We start from the raw sequence: 18,321 nt of genomic DNA, 5'->3' as shown, positions 1-18,321 counted from the left end.
TTGGTTGTGACCAAAGCAAGACTTCTGCCACTGGCTGGTGCTATCGCTGCCGTACTGCTTTCCGGTACGGCAATGGCCAGTGAAACCACCACTGAAACTCTGAATCTGAAGCCGACTGATATCCTGACCGATGGCTGGCAGGTAAACGGTTATATCCGTGCTGGCTGGCGGGTGAATGAAAACGGTACATCTACCGGTAATGAATATGGCAAACCTGACTACAATGTAGCAGGTACAACTGGCAAGAATGCTAACCAGGTTGAATTCAACGTCAGCAAAAACACCACTTTCCAGAATGGTGTGTGGTCGCAGCTGGGTGTGCGTGCTGAGTACGGTAATGGTGACTCCAGCTTCTATTCTTCCACAGGCAGCGAAGACAGCAACAACGATGGCGAAGGTAGCTTTGAAATCAAAGAAGCCTTTATGCGCTTGGGCGGCTTTAGCTATTTGCCAGAAAACGCAGAAATCTGGGCTGGTCGTCGCTTCCTGAATCGTGAACAGGGTTTGCTCTCTGGTGAATTCTGGAAGCAGTCTTCCGGTGTTGGGTTTGGTTATGAGCAGAGCGGCAACGGTATCGCTGTTGTATCTGTAGATCCGGGTGAAAAGTCTGAAAAACCAGAAGGCAAAACCATCCACTCTTTAGATCTGTATAGCTACAACCACGAAGCGCTGGGCGGCAGCTTTAACTTTGATGCCAAATTCATGATGGCTGGAGATAAAGACAAATACGCAGATAACGAAGCCACTGACGGTATCGGCCTTGCTCTCACCTATAAGCGCGACTACTACGGACTGGATGGCTGGACTGCGACTGCTCTGGCCTATGGGAACGGTTTGGCCGCCAACCGAGGTGTAAACTTTGGCCAATGGAGTGGTGGCACATCAACGGTTGATAGTGATAAGGGCAACAGTATCTTCTTCACATCCTACGGTGTCATGAACATTAATGATCATTGGCAGTTAGCTACTGAAATTACGTATCTTCGTGGCGAAAAAATCTGGGGGTTAGGTTCTGATACCAAATTCGATCCAGATAAGGAAATAGCCAATGACGAAATTTATTACAAATCAGAGGGTGACACTGTCGATCGCCTTCTCATAGCTGCACGTCCAACTTACAAAGTTAACGAAAATTTCCGCTGGGAATTCACCGGTTCATACGGCTACGAGAAAGATTATTGGGGTCATCGTGAGGTAGACGGGAATCTTGTAGAAGGTGGTGCAAAAGCTGAAACAACCTTCTACGCTGCTGAAATTGCAGCCGTATTCACCGTTAACTCAGACTACTTTGGTCGTCCACAAATCAAGCCTTTCATCACCTACATGGTTCGGGATGCGGACAATAAGTATGAAGATCAAAAAGGCTGGGGTGATGAGTTCGACAACGATGACAAAACCTTCCAGTTCGGTGTAGAAGCAGAAATCTGGTTCTAATTCCGCCAGCTATCTGTTGTTGAATCCCCATGCACAGCATGGGGCGCTTAATCTGACCAACCGCAAAGCGGTGCAATGCGGTGCAATGCGGTGCAATGCGGTTGGTGCCTTGAATATCAGTGTTCTCTGCTGATAGCGGGAAGAATTTCTCGCTCCTGTGATTGTGTTTTTATTTTGGCGGAGTTTACTCCGCTTTTTTTACCCCCAAAAACCATCTCTGTTGCAGCTTATGCCAGCTCTAAAGTTTCAAGCCGATCAGACAACACCCTTTCAAAATCAATATTCAACACTGATTGGTTCACTCCATACCGCCATAACGTACTTTCCAATAAACGACGGTAATCGAACTATTCGTATATGGCTACCGGAAACCTACGACAAAAACCGACCAAAACCCTACCCGGTCATCTACGCCTGGGATGGCCAGAACCTGTTTGATAAACAGACCGCCGGCTTCGGCATGGAGTGGCAACTCGATGAAACCCTGACAGCGTTGGAGGAGGAGTATGTGGTCATCGGCTTTGACAGCCCCCGTGAGGCCCTGCCCCGCTATGTTGAATACAGCGGCCTTGACTGGACCCATCCAACCGTCGGCAAGGTAAAGGCCCGGGGCCGTGAAACAGTGGATTTTGTCGTGGACACACTGATCCCGAGGCTGGAAAGGGAATACAATATCAGCAACAACCCAGCCGATCGCACGTTAATGGGTTCCTCCATGGGCGGCTATATTACCCTCTACGCCATGAGCCATCGCCCCGGTGTGTTTGGCACCGGCCTGGCCCTGTCCCACGCCACCAGCGATCACTATGGTGGCAAACAGTTACGGCAGTACTTCCGGAAAAACGGTTTTGCCCGCAATGCCAGCCTCTATCTCGATATGGGCGGCCAGGAGACAGTTGGTCCCTGGGGGCCTGATGAATGGCTGCAAGGTCACCATGCCATGGTGGCCGCATTAAACAATGCCGGTATACCGCTGCAACACCGGGTGATTACCGATGGCGTCCATGACGAAACCGCCTGGGCAAAACGCTTTGGCGAAATTTTTCAGACCATGATTAAACAATCGCAGTGAACTGTGATGTTTTTTGCGACGGTGAATACCAGGGCAGCACTACGAAAAAAGCCTCGATGCAAAAGATGCAATAACTCCGCTCTCCCATGCCTGCCATGGGAGTTCGACTCTTTTAGAGCTTTTACCCTGTAAAACGTTTACAACTTCCCACCATCTCATTTCATGACAATAATGCCCGCGCAAAAATAAACTACCTCTTTCGCAGTGATTTGAAATGCCCAAAAAAAAGTTAATGGATGCGGACCTGCCACCGGTAACCCAAAGCCTGAGCCAGGTGATGCATGCCTCACCTTTTTCCATCCTGGGAATTCACCCCGGGCAGTCCGGTAGTGGTCTGACCATCCGCGCCTGGCACCCTGATGCCGAGTGCATCGAGGTTGTGCAGGAAAGTACGGGTAAATCACTGGGCAGAATGAACCGACTGGCCAATGGCCTTTTTGAGCTGAGTTTTCCCCAACGGAAAAAAGTCTTTTACTATCTGCTCAACATCACCCTGAAGGATGGGACAGAAGAACTCCGCTTTGACCCTTACCAGTTTGGCGAGTACACCCTTTGCCAGCAGGATATCGATCCGCTCCATCTGTACCGGCACCTGGGTGCTCTGAAAGTGGAGCATGCCATTACCCGTCAGCGCAGTGTTTCAGGCGTGTTGTTCAAGGTCTATGCCCCCTCATGCCCGTTCCGTCAGCGTGATCGGTGATTTCAACCGGTGGGATGGTCGCTGCCATCCCATGGCCAGTGCTGATGACGGTATCTGGCGGCTGTTTGTTCCGGGCGTTGCCGAAGGTGCCCTGTATAAATATGAGCTGCACGATCAGAATGGTCAGCTGCTGCCGGAAAAAACCGACCCCTTTGGCCATAAAGTGGAACAGTGGCCGGGCCTCGCCTCCATTGTACAAACGGAAAGTACCTTTACCTGGTCCGACAGCCAATGGCTGAACAAACGTCAGCTGAACCATAACAAACCCATGTCGGTTTATGAGGTCCACCTGGGCTCATGGAAAAAATCGAACGACGATGGTTTTAAAAATTACCGGGAGCTGGCCGACGAACTGATCCCCTATATCCGGAAAACGGGCTTTACCCATATCGAATTACTGCCCATTTCCGAACATCCTCTCTACGAATCCTGGGGCTATCAGCCGGTTGGGCTGTTTGCCCCCACCAGCCGCTATGGCACACCGGACGACTTCCGCTACCTGGTTGACCAGTGCCACCAGCACAATATTGGTGTGATTCTGGATTGGGTTCCCGCCCACTTTCCACAGGATGAACACGGCCTGTTCCGTTTTGACGGGACCGCTATTTATGAATATGAAGACCCGCAACGGGGCTGGCATCCGGACTGGAAGTCCTGTATCTACAATTACGGTTCGCCATGGGTACAGGATTTTCTGATCAGTAATGCCCTGTACTGGCTGGATGAGTTTCATATTGATGGCCTGAGGGTGGATGCCGTGGCCTCCATGCTCTACCTGGACTACTCCAGAAAGCAGGCCGAGTGGACACCCAACCATCTGGGCGGCAATGAACACCTTGAGGCCGTCGCCTTTTTGCAGCGCCTGAACGCTGAAGCTCATCGACTGCATCCACACTGCATGATGATCGCCGAAGAGTCCACCAGCTGGCCCTGTGTATCACGCCCCGGACACCCACAGAGCCTTGGCTTTGATTACAAATGGAATATGGGCTGGATGCACGACACTCTGGCCTATATGAAGCGGGACCCAATTTATCGTCAGCATCACCACCATGAAATGACCTTCAGTATGGTGTACGCCTATAACGAGAACTTTGTGCTCTCCCTCTCCCACGATGAAGTGGTTCATGGTAAAGGCACGATCCTCACCCGTATGCCCGGGGATGACTGGCAGCGCTTTGCCAACCTTCGGGCCTATTACGGATTTATGTTCGGGCACCCCGGTAAAAAGCTGATGTTTATGGGCTCCGAGTTTGGTGCCACCAACGAGTGGAACCCGGCAGAAAGCCTGAACTGGAACCTGTTGGAGCAGGGCCCTTACCACCAGGGCATGCTGACGATGATCAGTGAGCTGAATACCCTGTATCAGCGTTACCCGGCACTGCATGAGCTTGATTTTGATCGCAACGGTTTTCGCTGGCTGATACTGGACGACCATGGTCAAAGTGTTTTTGCCTTTTACCGAACAGACAGCGCAGGTAAAACCATTGTCGTTATCAGCAATATGACACCATTTGTAAGGCATGATTACACCATTGGCGTTCCGGCAAGTGGACAATGGCAGGAAATCTTTAACAGCGATGACCAGCGCTTTGGTGGCAGTCATATTGTCAACGGTACCGTCTCAACCCGGCCAGGAGAGTGGCATAACCAACCCCAAAGCATCAGACTGACTTTGCCGCCACTGGCGACTATTATGCTGACCGTTGACCGGGAATAAAGCCCATAGCGAGAAAAAGCTCCCGACACATACTGATTCCTTCGATCCCGTGTGTATTACAGAAATCGCTCAATCCTCCGTAAGTATCTTTCCCATGCTTTTAGGCCCTTTGGGTACTGCGTGGGAATGCATACCGGAGCCTGCAGTATGGAACAACCTGTTTCTGCCCGGAATCACCAGAGTTTAATGGGGGTTCTACATTTTCGGAGAAGTTCGGTATACATTCCCTTCCCACCTGGCTGGCAGCCTGGAACATTTGTAGCAAGAACTCACAGTAATTCCGGTACTGACAAAAATAAAATAATCATCCTTATTTACATCTACATTTGTATTCTGAATTTTGTAAACTCGGAAGCTCTGAAATGACCCCCGTGCTCACCTCATGCGTAACCATGACGCCACCGTCTGATTTGGCTGCTACTGATAGCGGCCATGGCCCGGAACGGGGTTCGTCCTGGCCGGGCTTCTGGAGTGTCAGCAAGTCAGTGGCTCAATCCCTTCATCCTGACTTTGATCCCGGGCAACGGACTGATCAGCCCGGTAGCCCATGGATACAACTGAAGATTCAACCTAAAGAGCTGGCCCTGCGTCTGGTCCAGAAAGCCATCCCCGTCGATAGCTACCTGAACACCATTAACCAGGTGGCCATGGCCTGTCTGGCGCTGGCCAGCCTGCCGGTTTGTGGGGGCCAGACGCCAGAAGACAGCAATCCTGGAACCAGTAAAGAACCACCTGGCACTGCTGCCTCAACCGTCCCGCCGGGCTGCAGAGACGAGCAGATTCCTGTCCAGAGCAATGCTGACCTGGCCAAAATCGGGAATAAGCCATGCTATCCCCCCAATGGCAAGTACGAACAGATTGCTGATATTGATGTCGAAAACCACTCGCCCATCCCGGGCTTCACTGGTGAGTACAACGGTAACGGCAAGAGCATTAGCAACCTGAACAACTGCCTGTTCTTGCTGGTGAAAGATGGGGGAGTAGTACGTGATGTGGTGGTCAAAAATGCCAGTATAAGCATAAATGACCGGCGATCTTACGGTAATAAGGGCATTATCGCCTGCGAAGCCAGCGGACACTCACTGTTGAAAAATAACACAGTGGAACATTCTGATTTCAAGTTAGTGAGAGGCGGCCAGGGTATGATGATGGGGATGCTGGCGGGAGAGATCAGGAACAACTCAAAACTGGAAAGTAACCAGGTCAAGAACTCGGCGATGAATGTAAATACAATAGGGCTACGTTCTGCCTCTGCAGGAATATTAACCGGAAGGGCCAGAGGATCTGCTTCCCTGGACAGCAACTCGATTGACCATTGCAATATCACAGCAAGCCACAAAGAGAGCATTTTCTGGAGTGAGAGTGAAACGTTCACTGGCCTGATAGCTGGGAGCATGGACGATAACGTCACTGTCAGTAACTCGAGACTCACCAATAACCGGCTGGTAGATAATACGCGATTGGTCAACGCCGGAGGTGTCGCAGGGTGGGCGTCCGGCACAACTATAGAGGGTACCCATGCCATCAATAACAGCATGCTTTCGCAGATATGGTTCGCACCAGACCCAAAGATTGCGGTAGTGGTTGCCAATGCAGTTAAATGCCGTATTAGCGATACCACCGCTATCAATAACCGCCTTGAATTAAAAGAAGGTTATGGGGAAACTTCATGGGAAAGTGCACCCGCTACGGGAATCGTAACAGCAAGTTGTGATCAAAGTACGATCAAAAATACTCTGGCCGAACATAATGAATTGTTCTCCGTAGGCAAGGTAGCCGTTGCCACCGCCTATATTGAAGATAAATGCGAGATCCGTAATACCACTGCCAGAAATATCAAGATTGAAGCCAGACAAGGTGACAACGATCAATCTGCTGCGGCGATTGCTGCGGCCAGCTTTGGAACAAAAGCGTTCTACAACAATAAGATTAGCCAGACAACCGCTATCGATTGTCAGATATCAGCTCAAGGAACAAATGGTTATGCCGCAGTGGGAGCTGCCTATCGAGGCAGGGGTTATGTAACCATCAGCGATACCACTGTCTGCAACAGTAACATCAAGGGTACTCACGCAGGCATAGCCGCTGGCGACACTAACCATCCATTTACTCGCACCCTTGCCTGTAAAACCACACTCAACACCCGGCTGGAAAATTCTGGTTGCGCTGAGGCAAACTGTCCGAAGGAAAGTACTGACGCTCCTCCCACACAACTCAACACGACCACCACCGCTGGCAGTTATCAAGCAACAACTGACGCCTTATCCTCACCTCTTGAAACACCGGCCAGCAGCACTACAACTTCAGAATTGTCGAGCTCAACTGTTGCGCCCTCGATTTTCTCAACATCAACAACATCACAACTGGCCAGTTCAGCAACTTCACCAACAGCTCTGTTCTCAGGCAGAGATCAGCCAACCACTGTTGATCGACATCTGTCGCTCAAAACAGTAACGGCTGCACCACGTCAGCCACTACCATCTGCCACTGTGTCTTCTTCATTGGTTAATGGAACCAACGACCACACTATTTCACCCCTGAACAACGACGAAGTGGATGCAGGTATTCCGGTTCCTGCCCTGGCCGGATGGGTAGCAGCGGGGATTCTCACGGGTGGCATTTTGCTGTATGCCTGCTACCAGTGGTACCAGGGCTATCAGCAAGGGTTAACGGGCAAAGCGTTAGCCCTGCGGCCCATGACCCGGATCAGAGATGCGATTTGCTGTCACCCAAAAGCGGATAGCCTGGAACTGGTTTCTTTGCAGCCGTCTGATGTCTGACAGTAAAATCGGAACCGGCAGCCTGCCAACAAACGTCAGACTGATTGTGATGAACGCTGAAAAGTGTATCTTCCCAGTAACTTGCGCAGCGGTTCGATATGCATTCCCACGGGGGCCGTGGGAACAAGGTGGCTGTATAATAGAGCTTGTCTGCAATAGAGTGGTTGTACGTGGTTTACTTTGCCGCTTACCCTTTAATGATCGTCAGGTTTTTTTCATTTTCCACATCAAAAATATGACAAGCTTCGGTATTCAAATTGAAGCGCATTGTGCGACCAATATCAGCTGTGGTAATGGTATGGTCGTTCACTCGAGCAATCAGCTCATTATCGCCTACTTTGAAATACAGATATTTCTCATTACCCATATTCTCGACAACCGTCAACATGCCTTCAACCGTATTAACAGCATCACTGTCATTTGCCAGGGAGATATGCTCAGGGCGAATACCAAAGTAAACCGCCTGATCAATCTGCTCCTGCTGCAATACCTGTTTGGCTCTTGGGATAAAGCACTTCACCCCCGGTGCAAGTTCTACAAAAAGTCCCGCATCCGATTTATGAATAACCGTTTTTACCAGGTTCATGGAGGGAGAACCAATGAAACCAGCGACAAATTTGTTAGCCGGGAAATTGTACAAGTTGGCAGGGGTATCCACTTGCATGATTTCACCCTTATTAAGTACGCAGATTCGGTCACCCAGTGTCAGTGCTTCTGTCTGATCATGAGTAACATAAATCATGGTGGCAGGGTTACCTTCCTCCTTCAGACGCTGGTGCAGCTGGGCAATTTTTACCCGCATGGAAACACGAAGCTTGGCGTCCAGGTTTGATAACGGTTCATCGAACAAAAACACATCAGGCTTGCGCACAATGGCACGGCCAACAGCAACCCGCTGTCGCTGACCTCCGGACATCTCTTTTGGCTTGCGGTCCAGAAGATCGGTAATTTCCAGTTTTTCTGCTGCCTCTTCAACCGCCTGGCGAATCTCCTCTTTCGACTTTTTCTGCATTTTCAGGCCAAAGGCCATATTGTCAAAAACGGTTTTATGGGGGTAAAGCGCATAGTTCTGAAAGACCATGGCAATACCCCGGTCCTTGGGAGGCAAGTCATTCACCACGCGTTCACCGATCCGGATTTCGCCGTCGGTGATGCTTTCCAGCCCTGCAATCATGCGTAGCGTGGTGGATTTTGCACAGCCGGACGGACCAACGAACACCATAAACTCGCCGTCATGGATATCAAGGTCAATACCATGAACCGCCTGAAATTCATTGTCATATTTTTTTTCAACGCTTTTTAAGCTTACGTTAGCCATCCGGTCATTCCACAGATAATCTTTCAGGTAACAGGGTTATTCAGCACACTGGGCAATCGCAGCCAGTTTCGGCTTGCCTTCAGCATCAACCTGGAAGCCCCAGACATAAAGGCCGGATTCGGTGAAGTTGATGCGGGTATCTTTCATAAACCCACCACGAATTAACTTACCTTCCTGTCCGACGGTCAATGCCCGACCACTCACGGTGAATTGTGGTTTCCAACCCATACTGGCAAACTGGAAGTTCACCGGGCCCGCCTCATTCTCCATGATGACCTGATAAATGCCATCCCCCTTGTAAGACATACGACGATGCTCCTGATGCATCCACTGCCCATCGGAGAAAGTGCCAGTAACGTACATGGGCGGACGAACAGGGCCACTACCGGCAACATCAGGCAAATTACAGCTGGCAACGGGGCTGGTGCTGACCGCTGATGCAGCAGCCGTATCATTAGCAGGATTTCCGGCACAACCAGCCAGAGTGGCAGCAAGGGTAAGGGTTGCCAGGACTTTGATTTTCATATTAACTCCATAGCGACAATGACCAGTCGCCAACGTAGATAAATAACAAAGACGTGTGTTTTTTATTTAAAATAAAGTTTCTGTCGTATTTTTCCGAACCAGCTCGCTTCGCCGTGGGCTTCACGCTCCGGTTTTTGCGATTTAACGTTCCGGGTTGAAATCATTGGGGCTTTACCCTTTGACAGGGCATTAAGCGTAGCCATTGATTTCATATATTGTTGTGCATCTCTGGCAGGATAACCAAACAGCTTGCTTCGTGGTGGGCAGGAACGGCTGACGCCTGACTTGCCCTGAATCACCGTACCATCGCCAATATGCAGATGACCGGCAATGGCACTCTGCCCATGCACCGTAACCCGATTACCAAGGATGGTATGACCGGCAACACCGGATTGTGAAATGATCAGGCAGTGCTGGCCTATACGACAGTCGTGGCCAATCTGGCAAAGGTTATCAATTTTGCTGCCCCGGCCAATAACCGTGTCTCCGAGAGTACCCCGATCAATGGTGTTGTTGCAGCCAATGTCCACATTATCTTCAATAATGACCCGACCAATACTTTCCAGCCGTTCATATTCGCCAGAACTATTGAGCATGTATTCAAAGCTGAAATTACCGATGGAATTATTGGAATCAATGGTCACATTATTGCCAATCACCGTCCCTTCCTTAATGACGGTATTGGCATGTATGGCAACATTATCGCCAATCACTGCGCCATTATGTATGCGAACTCCCGGCATAAAATGGCAACCTTTGCCGATGCGGGCATGTTTGCCAATGAATACACCCGGAATAGTGGACACATTCTCCTGATCCAACAGGTGGTATTTTTCAGCTTTGTAGTAACGCAATAGATGGTTAAGCAAAGTAACATCCAATGCATCAATCACTATTTTTGCCGGTGCCTTGATATTGCCTATGGCTGCAGGTCCAACCACAATGGCTGCCTGGCAATGATCAATAAACTTGAGGTCATGCCTGGAGAGCACAATAGCCAGGGCATCTGGCCTGCTGGCCGATACCGGGCAGATACTGTCTACTGTGATGTTGCCATCACCAAACAGACGACCGTGGAGTTGTTGAGCAATATCAAGGGCGTTAAGCATGGGATTTACACCAGATTAAAACCTGTAAAGAGCATGGGCGTAAAATTTGTGGCTATCCACTTTCTTGCTCAAGCCTGCTTCCCTGGGGTCATTAGTGGTCTCTTTTTCATAGGTATATTCATACTCGGCCTTAACCATCCAGTTCTCACCCAGATCGGTCTCGTAACCAATAGAGGTTTTGACGACGTCCTTAAAGTAATCCGGACCAGCGCCTTTGTCGGTGGTTTCGTTTTTTGTGAACCGGGTTGTCAGGTAAACCAGACCAGCATTATCTATGCTGTAACGAATAGTCGGTTGGATGTATTTCTCAGTAAACTCATACTTCTTGACCCCGCCGGCATGAACGGTCTCATTATCATCTTTGACCTGGTAGAACAGCTCCAGCTCGAACTGAAAGTTGCCGTAATTCTTATAGGGCTTGAACATTAAGCTGTAGCCCCCCTCATCGGTTGTCCCCCAACTACCATTGTCAAAACTCAGGTCCAGGTATTCAGCCGATGCATAGAAACCAGCGTTGTAGTTATTATTCCAATAAGTCAGGTATGGTCGAATGATTTGCTCAAGAGAGTTTTTTTCGTGGTGATTAGCAGAGCTTGATACAACTTCACTGGTAATGTATTCCGCTTCATAGCCCAAACCCGTTCCCCAGCCACCACTCAGGGCAAAGGGCCGATCAAGTAAGATCAGGTGCTTTAGAGAATCTTCATTCTCATAGTAACCTTTGGCACCGGAAGTATCGTAATTTTTCTGCTCCCGGCTCATGGTTTTTAATGAGTAGTTAGCGCGCAGGCCCAGATCCTGAATATTTAAAAACACATTACCAATTTCATTGGTAATGATTTTTTCCTTGATTTCACCGTAGCCCCAGTTTGTGGTTGTTTTTGTCTCATACTCGATTGATGAACCAAAGTGACCAGACAGGTTTATGCCTTCATTGCTGGCAGATAAATTATCTCCATTATTTGCCTGACGCAGGAAATCAGTAAATTCATCGGCTGATGCAGCACCCGATAAACCGATAACATTAGCAATAACAACTGATAGTAACTTTTTTCTCATCAGGAATCCCCAAGTGGCAAATAATCTGGCAATTATTCAATTGAAGTAATGCAATCCAAAAATAACGGACAGCTAATAATGTAACCTTTAGTTACTTACAACTCTTCAGTGAAAAAATACGAACAACTGCAACAAGGTCAGAGATCGAAAACAATCGGAAGTCATAGAATGACAACCCTGTAATTCAACAATTTGAGTCTGAAAACATATAACCTGCAGTATGTTCAACAATGTGTTTTTGTGGTGTGATTAAACGCCTTTAGTTCAGCTTTTACAATATGAAAATATTGATCTGAATCAATTTAATCATTTTTTCTCAAATAAAATTTATTTATAAACAAAATCAGCAACAAAATGAATGATTAACCATTGCGCCATTTTTTCTTTTGATTAAAAATGTGGTATTCCACCATGTACTACCCTGTGAATTGTGATTGAGTAGCCAACAGTATGAAACCTCTTTATAAAAATCTGGCGTTCACGCTTTCGTTACTGTCTGCCAGCATTGGGTCCGCTGAACAGTTGATACCTGAAAAGAATGCACAACTGCTCATCTGGACCGATGAGCTGGCCATGGATTATATGGACTATGCCACCGAGGCGTTTAACGAAACCTTTGGCTACGATGTTCAGTTCCGGTTCCGACAACTGGCGCCAATGAACAGTGCCGGACGCCTGATTCAGGACGGTGGCACCGCCCGGGTTGCTGATGTCGCCGAGATTGAACACGATATGCTGGGCAAATTAGTCGTCAGCGGCGCGGTTATGGAAAACCTGGTCAGTGCCGATCGTGTTGATAAAGAGTTTATTTCCAGTGCTGCCTCAGCAGCCAAAGCCGATGGCAAAGGCTATGGTTTTCCCGTCAGCTATGCGACAACTGCCCTGTTCTATAACAAAGACATCCTGGCCGAGGCACCAGAGACCTTTGAAGATTTGATTGCGTTCTCCACCACATTTAACAACCGAACTGAAAACCGTTATGCCCTGCTGTGGGACGTACAAAATTACTATGAATCCCGAATGTTTATGTCCATGTATGGCGGCTATGAATTTGGCAAGGCAGGATCCGATGCAGATGATATCGGGGTAAATTCCGAAGCGACCAAACGCGGCCTTGCCGCCATGCTTAAATTGAAAACAGCCAATGACTCGAACCCTGTGGATATGCGCAACACCCAGGTGCGTCGAGGCCTGTTCACTGAAGGTAAAGTTGCCGCCATTGTTGACGGTCCATGGGCAACAAAAAGCCACCTGGAATCGGGAGTTAATGTTGGCGTCGTGGCGATGCCAACACTGGAAGGAAAGCATCCGCGCACATTCTCCACAGTCAGGCTGGCAGTGGTCTCCTCTTACACAGAGTATCCCGTTGCCGCACAACTGTTTGCTGACTTTCTGGCGTCAGAAGCCATGTTGAAAAAACGGTTCGAGATGACCAGATCCATCCCACCACTGAATCATCTGATGGCAGAAATCGCCAACAGTGCAACGGCTGATGAAGCAACCAAAGCCTTTATTGCCCAGGGTTTTTATGCCGATGCCATGCCCTCCATTCCGGAAATGGGCTATGTCTGGTCTCCCATGGCTAACGCCATTACCGCAAGCTGGGTCAATGGCGAAACACCGGAAAAATCATTGGATAACGCCTTAATGGTGATCAAAGAGCAGATTGCTTTCCAGGAATAACAAACACCCCACCCTGACCAGGGACATTATTTCGGAATAACTCCCGGGCATGGTGGGATTGACGACATCATTATTGACGGCAACTGATTAATACTGTTTAGGAGGGGCTATGGATACAGCCATGGATCAGCCCAGGGTGGCTAACAAGCTACCACCTCTGTCGGTTTTTCTGATGGGGGGGACCCAGCTGTTAAACCGACATTATATAAAAGGGTGTTTCTATCTTTCAGTGCAGATAGTGCTGGTACTTTTTGCTGCTGATTTACTAACAGCACTGGAAGGCTTTATCACCCTTGGTGATACCGCACAACATCGCGTGGGTTTCAAAATTATCCACGGCGACCACTCTATTCATATGCTGGTTGAAGGGGTACTTGCCATCTTTCTGACCGTGGCGTTTCTTGCTGCGTACCTGCTGAACATTAAAGATGCCGTTAACATTACCCCTTGCACCATCGGCTTCAAACAGCAGTTGCGGGCCTTTTATGATGAGCATTTTGCCCTCATCATGTTAACCCCGGCGGGGATTGCTGCACTGGCATTCATTATTTTGCCCATACTGATTACCGTACTGGTTTCTCTCACCAATTACGCAGCGCCAGCACATATTCCACCAAAAAATCTGGTGGACTGGGTTGGGTTTAGAAATTTCCTGTCCCTGTTTGAGCTGAAAATCTGGTCAAGCACTTTGCTCGGTGTCGGCAGCTGGACGGTTATATGGGCGGTTTGCTCAACAATATTCACCTTTGGCTTTGGCTTTGTTCTGGCGCTTGCCCTGGCGAATCGGGACATCGCCGGTAAAAAGGTATGGCGCGTTATATTCATGCTGCCTTACGCCATTCCGGCATTTGTCAGCCTGTTGATCTTCCGCCTGCTGTTAAACGGCATTGGTCCGGTAAATTCAATCATTAATGGTTTTGGCATTGAGTCCATTCCTTTTTTATCGGACCCCGTGTTGGCGAAAGTGACGGTCATTGCCATCGGTGTCTGGACTGGAGCCCCTTACTTCATGCTCCTGATTGCCGGTGCCCTGACCAATATCCCCAAAGAACTCTATGAAGCCAGTGAAGTTGATGGTGCCAGCCGGTTCCAGCAGTTCAAAGAGATTACCCTGCCCATGATCCTGCATCAGGTAGCCCCTTCTCTGGTCATGACCTTTGCGTTCAACTTCAACAATTTCGGTGCGGTTTATCTGTTGACGGAGGGTGGACCCATTAATCCGGAATATCGCTTTGCCGGCCACACCGATATTCTCATTACCTGGATTTACAAGCTGACCCTGGACTTCCAGCAGTACAATATCGCTGCCGTGGTTTCCATCATCATCTTCCTGTTCTTGTCACTGATTGCCATTTGGCAGTTTAGAAGGATGAACTCCTTCAAGACCGATGTGAGTATGCGGTAATGAACAAACTGACGCATAAAGCCGGTGTTTTCGCCGTATACCTGTTGCTGGCCATCAACGCTATCCTGGTGCTTGGCCCCATTACCTGGACCGTGATGGCGTCGTTCAAGCCGGGGGTAAACCTGTTTAGCAGTTCGTTTACCGACTTTTCCTTTACCCTGGATCACTATCGGGCCCTGTTTACCGATACCCCATATCTGCAATGGTATGCCAACACTTTTGTCCTGGCCTTCAGCAATATGGCCATCTCCATCATTGTGGTGACGATGACGGCATTTATCTTCTCCCGATACCGGTTCAAAGGTAAACGCAATGTCATGATGGGGATTCTGGTTATCCAGATGTTCCCGGCGTTCCTCTCTATCACCGCGATTTATGTATTGCTGTCCAAGCTGAACCTGATCGACACCTTTACCGGGCTGCTGTTTGTCTACGTCACCGGCTCATTACCCTTTATGACCTGGCTGGTGAAGGGCTATTTTGACGCGATCCCAACGTCGCTGGATGAGGCGGCCAAAATAGACGGCGCCGGTCATTTGACCATTTTCTTTGAAATCATTTTGCCATTGGCCAAACCGATACTGGTCTTTGTCGGGCTGACCTCATTCACAGCCCCCTGGATGGACTTTATTCTGCCCACACTGATTCTGCGCAGCGAAGAAAAAATGACGCTGGCCGTGGGCATTTTCCAATGGATCGCCTCTAACTCCGCAGAAAATTATACCCTGTTTTCGGCCGGTGCACTGTTAGTGGCCATTCCTATCACCCTGTTGTTTGTCGCCACCCAGAAGCACATTACTGTTGGCCTGGTCAGTGGCGCGGTTAAGGAGTAACCCCTGAAAATGATTACCTTGAGTGCTCTGGTCCATAACCCGAAAAGCGCCATGTGCTACGCCCGCGATAATAGCACCCTGCATGTTCGCCTGCGTTCAGCCAAGGATGAAATCGAAAAAGTGACCCTCTGGATCGGTGACCCCTATGAGTGGGCAGTCGGAGGCCTGGACGGCGGTAACCTTGGAGGCAGCGATGCCCACGGCTGGACCGGCGGACGTGAAATCCCCATGACCGTCGAGGCCGAAACGCAACATCAAACCTGCTGGCTGGCTGAGTTCACCCCACCCAGGCGTCGGGCACGCTACGGTTTTATTCTGCATTCGAAAAGCACTGGCCAGAAGATACTGTTTGGCGAGCGAAAAAGTGTTGATATTACCGATACCAAAGTGGCAGAAGTGGAACTGAGTAATCTCAGTAATTTCTTCTGCTTCCCCTATATCAACCCCCGTGATGTCCTGGCAACGCCGGAATGGGTACAGAAAACCATCTGGTATCATATTTTTCCGGACCGTTTTGCCAATGGCCGACCGGACATATCCCCCGCTGGTACGATGCCCTGGGGCACAGAACCAACGCAGGATAACTTTATGGGCGGGGATCTCTGGGGGGTAATCGATAAACTGGATTACCTTCAGGACCTGGGCATCAATGGCTTATATTTCTGCCCGGTGTTCACCGCCAACGCCAGTCATCGTTATGACACAGTGGACTACTTCAATGTTGACCCTTCCCTGGGTGGCAATGAAGCTTTTACCGTATTGGTAAAAGAAGCCCACCGTCGTGGGATGAGAGTGATGCTCGATGCTGTGTTTAACCATGTGGGTGATCAACATCCGTTGTGGCTGGATGTTGTCGCCAATGGCAAGGCGTCGCCCTACCATGACTGGTTCTGGATTCGCGAGTTCCCGGTGTATGAAGACAAGCCCCGTGAACAGTGGGACTACCAGAACCTGCGTTATGAAACCTTTGGCAATGTGGCATCCATGCCCAAACTGAACACCGAGAACGAGCAGTGTCGTGCGTATCTGCTGGACGTTGCCAGACGCTGGGTTGAGGATTTTGATATTGATGGCTGGCGCCTGGATGTGGGTAATGAAATTGACCACGACTTCTGGCGTGATTTCCGCCGGGTGGTCAAATCAATCAAACCTGACTGCTATATTCTCGGGGAAATCTGGCACGATGCCTCAGCCTGGCTTGGTGGCGACCAGTATGATTCGGTAATGAACTATCCGATGACCCAGGCAGTGCTGGACTTTTTTGCCCTGGATCTGAGTAACAAGCAGGACTTCATCTGGGATGTGAACCGTTCCTACTGTGCTTACTCTCACACCGCCAACCAGGCGATGTTCAACCTGCTGGATAGCCACGACACTTCTCGTATTTTAAGTTTGTGTGGAGAGAATAAAGCAAGAGCCAGGCTGGCCTACCTGTTTATGTTTACCCAGGTAGGTACGCCCTGCATTTATTATGGCGGTGAAGTTGCCCTCAGTGGCGGGCGGGGAATGGGCAGCGAAGCCAATCGCCGTTGTATGGTTTGGGAGGAAGAAAAGCAGGACCTTGAGTTCAGACAATTTATCCAGGAGTTGATTGTCCTGCGCAAAAGTGAGCCTGATTTCAATATTCCGACCGTGCATTGGCTTGATGTTGACAGTGATCATTGTATTGCCTATCAACGTGGCCAGTGGCAAATCGTGATGAATAACTCTGCTGTTGCCCAATCGGTCAACCTGCAAGGTGAGACTGTCCAGCTAGCCCCCTATGGCTACAGGATGAGCAAGAGTCAATAAACAGACCAAAGCCTGCGCCCCTTAACTGGGGCGCAGCTGGGTCAGGAATATAACATTTTTGATGTATGGTTTTGCACGATGAGCACTACAACAGATTTACAAAAATATAATGATATTGTTCAACGTTTGACGACTTTTGGTTTCAGTAAAACGGATGCACTGGTTTATCTTGATGTGCTGAAAAATGGCAGGACCAACGGTTATCAGATTGCCAAATCGTTAGGCATGACCCGCTCAACCATTTATTCATCCATAGACAACCTGTACCTGCAAGGCTATCTCTACATGATTTCCGGCAGTGTAAAGGAGTACGAAGCTAAATCACCTGACGTGATTCTGGCGCAAATCCGGGAAAAAACCATTGACGATATTACAGTCCTGAAAAAAGAGCTGGCCGTTTTATCCCGTTCAGAGGAAAAACCCTTTTTTTTCAATCTGTCAGGGTATGAGAGCCTGATACTGAAAATTAAAGAACTTATAAACGACAGTAAAAACGAGCTTTATATTAATACTGACTTTGATATCACTCTGTTCCAGCGTGAGCTGCAAGAGGCTATTACTCGAGGAGTCCGGGTGATTTGCTTTTCATTTAACCAGATGCACTCTCCGGTTGAAGGCATTGAGTTCTTTTCACGTTCCCATATTCCAGAGCATGACTTCCCCTCTACCCGGTTCATGCTGGTCCGCGACACACTGGAAACACTGGTATTTTCCAATTTGACTGAGGCTCAGGGCATCTACACCAATGAGAAAACTCTGGTAAGAATCATCTCCGAGCATGTTCACAGCGATATCTATCTATCGGGATTATTAGGGGATAAGCCCCTTGACCTGGTGAACATCGCCATCAATACCAACCATGAACGACAGGCACTATAAGCTCCTTTGCCAC

Annotated in this window: 14 protein-coding genes; 10 read left to right on the top strand and 4 right to left on the bottom strand. The window is 49.1% G+C overall.

Going from position 1 to position 18,321, the window contains the following annotated elements; all coding sequences use genetic code 11:
• Positions 1 to 6 precede the first annotated feature (6 nt).
• The 5 genes from ACO6V1_RS04980 (at position 7) to ACO6V1_RS04960 (ending at position 7,706) form a co-directional block, all read left to right on the top strand.
• Positions 7 to 1,434: a carbohydrate porin gene (locus ACO6V1_RS04980; RefSeq protein WP_422447536.1), complete on the top strand. Its 1,428-nt coding sequence runs from the start codon at positions 7 to 9 to the stop codon at positions 1,432 to 1,434.
• Positions 1,435 to 1,663: 229 nt separating this feature from the next.
• Positions 1,664 to 2,506 carry an alpha/beta hydrolase gene (locus ACO6V1_RS04975; RefSeq protein ID WP_422447538.1) on the top strand — a complete coding sequence of 281 codons (843 nt, stop codon included), beginning with the start codon at positions 1,664 to 1,666 and terminating at the stop codon, positions 2,504 to 2,506.
• 214 nt (positions 2,507 to 2,720) lie between these two features.
• A complete protein-coding gene (locus tag ACO6V1_RS04970) occupies positions 2,721 to 3,206 on the top strand; it encodes a GlgB N-terminal domain-containing protein (RefSeq protein WP_422466050.1) in 486 nt (161 codons plus the stop codon).
• Positions 3,121 to 4,926: a 1,4-alpha-glucan branching protein GlgB gene (glgB, locus tag ACO6V1_RS04965; RefSeq protein WP_422466048.1), complete on the top strand. Its 1,806-nt coding sequence runs from the start codon at positions 3,121 to 3,123 to the stop codon at positions 4,924 to 4,926. Before ACO6V1_RS04970 ends, glgB begins: the two co-directional genes overlap by 86 nt.
• Before the next feature lie 392 nt (positions 4,927 to 5,318).
• Positions 5,319 to 7,706: a hypothetical protein gene (locus tag ACO6V1_RS04960; protein ID WP_422447544.1), complete on the top strand. Its 2,388-nt coding sequence runs from the start codon at positions 5,319 to 5,321 to the stop codon at positions 7,704 to 7,706.
• Positions 7,707 to 7,893: 187 nt separating this feature from the next.
• Here ACO6V1_RS04960 and ACO6V1_RS04955 read toward each other — a convergent pair whose 3' ends face one another.
• The 4 genes from ACO6V1_RS04955 to ACO6V1_RS04940 all read right to left on the bottom strand — a co-directional run bounded on the left by ACO6V1_RS04955 (position 7,894) and on the right by ACO6V1_RS04940 (position 11,717).
• Positions 7,894 to 9,024, bottom strand: coding sequence for an ABC transporter ATP-binding protein (locus ACO6V1_RS04955; protein ID WP_422466046.1), 1,131 nt, complete (start codon positions 9,022 to 9,024; stop codon positions 7,894 to 7,896).
• Positions 9,025 to 9,060: 36 nt separating this feature from the next.
• Positions 9,061 to 9,549 (bottom strand): hypothetical protein, encoded by a 489-nt coding sequence (locus tag ACO6V1_RS04950; protein ID WP_422447548.1) that lies wholly within the window; start codon positions 9,547 to 9,549, stop codon positions 9,061 to 9,063.
• 62 nt (positions 9,550 to 9,611) lie between these two features.
• Entirely contained in the window at positions 9,612 to 10,658 is a 1,047-nt protein-coding gene (lpxD, locus tag ACO6V1_RS04945) for a UDP-3-O-(3-hydroxymyristoyl)glucosamine N-acyltransferase (protein WP_422447550.1), read from the bottom strand.
• A 15-nt stretch (positions 10,659 to 10,673) separates the two neighbouring features.
• Positions 10,674 to 11,717, bottom strand: a complete 1,044-nt coding sequence (locus ACO6V1_RS04940) for a hypothetical protein (RefSeq protein WP_422461453.1) — start codon at positions 11,715 to 11,717, stop codon at positions 10,674 to 10,676.
• A 450-nt stretch (positions 11,718 to 12,167) separates the two neighbouring features.
• On the opposite strand from ACO6V1_RS04940, the gene ACO6V1_RS04935 reads away from it, so the two are divergent.
• The 5 genes from ACO6V1_RS04935 to ACO6V1_RS04915 all read left to right on the top strand — a co-directional run bounded on the left by ACO6V1_RS04935 (position 12,168) and on the right by ACO6V1_RS04915 (position 18,308).
• On the top strand, positions 12,168 to 13,400 hold the full coding sequence (locus ACO6V1_RS04935; protein ID WP_422461455.1) for a maltose ABC transporter substrate-binding protein: 1,233 nt from the start codon (positions 12,168 to 12,170) through the stop codon (positions 13,398 to 13,400).
• Between the two features lie 109 nt (positions 13,401 to 13,509).
• A complete protein-coding gene (locus ACO6V1_RS04930) occupies positions 13,510 to 14,805 on the top strand; it encodes a carbohydrate ABC transporter permease (protein ID WP_422466044.1) in 1,296 nt (431 codons plus the stop codon).
• Positions 14,805 to 15,638, top strand: a complete 834-nt coding sequence (locus ACO6V1_RS04925) for a sugar ABC transporter permease (protein WP_422447558.1) — start codon at positions 14,805 to 14,807, stop codon at positions 15,636 to 15,638. Before ACO6V1_RS04930 ends, ACO6V1_RS04925 begins: the two co-directional genes overlap by 1 nt.
• Before the next feature lie 9 nt (positions 15,639 to 15,647).
• Positions 15,648 to 17,429 carry a glycoside hydrolase family 13 protein gene (locus tag ACO6V1_RS04920; RefSeq protein ID WP_422447560.1) on the top strand — a complete coding sequence of 594 codons (1,782 nt, stop codon included), beginning with the start codon at positions 15,648 to 15,650 and terminating at the stop codon, positions 17,427 to 17,429.
• 78 nt (positions 17,430 to 17,507) lie between these two features.
• Positions 17,508 to 18,308 carry a TrmB family transcriptional regulator gene (locus tag ACO6V1_RS04915; protein WP_422447562.1) on the top strand — a complete coding sequence of 267 codons (801 nt, stop codon included), beginning with the start codon at positions 17,508 to 17,510 and terminating at the stop codon, positions 18,306 to 18,308.
• The last annotated feature ends 13 nt before the right edge of the window (positions 18,309 to 18,321 follow it).

It is taken from the genome of Endozoicomonas sp. ALC013 (assembly GCF_049310205.1).
In the GTDB taxonomy this organism is placed as follows: domain Bacteria; phylum Pseudomonadota; class Gammaproteobacteria; order Pseudomonadales; family Endozoicomonadaceae; genus Endozoicomonas.
Note: the sequence above shows the minus strand (reverse complement) of the source record. Positions and strands in the feature narration are given on the sequence as shown.

Coding starts and splice junctions, on each gene's coding strand:
- ACO6V1_RS04975 (WP_422447538.1), top strand. CDS start 1,664: ATGCCAGCTCTAAAGTTTCAAGCCGATCAGACAACACCCTTTCAAAAT.
- ACO6V1_RS04970 (WP_422466050.1), top strand. CDS start 2,721: ATGCCCAAAAAAAAGTTAATGGATGCGGACCTGCCACCGGTAACCCAA.
- glgB (WP_422466048.1), top strand. CDS start 3,121: ATGCCATTACCCGTCAGCGCAGTGTTTCAGGCGTGTTGTTCAAGGTCT.
- ACO6V1_RS04960 (WP_422447544.1), top strand. CDS start 5,319: ATGACGCCACCGTCTGATTTGGCTGCTACTGATAGCGGCCATGGCCCG.
- ACO6V1_RS04955 (WP_422466046.1), bottom strand. CDS start 9,024: ATGGCTAACGTAAGCTTAAAAAGCGTTGAAAAAAAATATGACAATGAA.
- ACO6V1_RS04950 (WP_422447548.1), bottom strand. CDS start 9,549: ATGAAAATCAAAGTCCTGGCAACCCTTACCCTTGCTGCCACTCTGGCT.
- lpxD (WP_422447550.1), bottom strand. CDS start 10,658: ATGCTTAACGCCCTTGATATTGCTCAACAACTCCACGGTCGTCTGTTT.
- ACO6V1_RS04940 (WP_422461453.1), bottom strand. CDS start 11,717: ATGAGAAAAAAGTTACTATCAGTTGTTATTGCTAATGTTATCGGTTTA.
- ACO6V1_RS04935 (WP_422461455.1), top strand. CDS start 12,168: ATGAAACCTCTTTATAAAAATCTGGCGTTCACGCTTTCGTTACTGTCT.
- ACO6V1_RS04930 (WP_422466044.1), top strand. CDS start 13,510: ATGGATACAGCCATGGATCAGCCCAGGGTGGCTAACAAGCTACCACCT.
- ACO6V1_RS04925 (WP_422447558.1), top strand. CDS start 14,805: ATGAACAAACTGACGCATAAAGCCGGTGTTTTCGCCGTATACCTGTTG.
- ACO6V1_RS04920 (WP_422447560.1), top strand. CDS start 15,648: ATGATTACCTTGAGTGCTCTGGTCCATAACCCGAAAAGCGCCATGTGC.
- ACO6V1_RS04915 (WP_422447562.1), top strand. CDS start 17,508: ATGAGCACTACAACAGATTTACAAAAATATAATGATATTGTTCAACGT.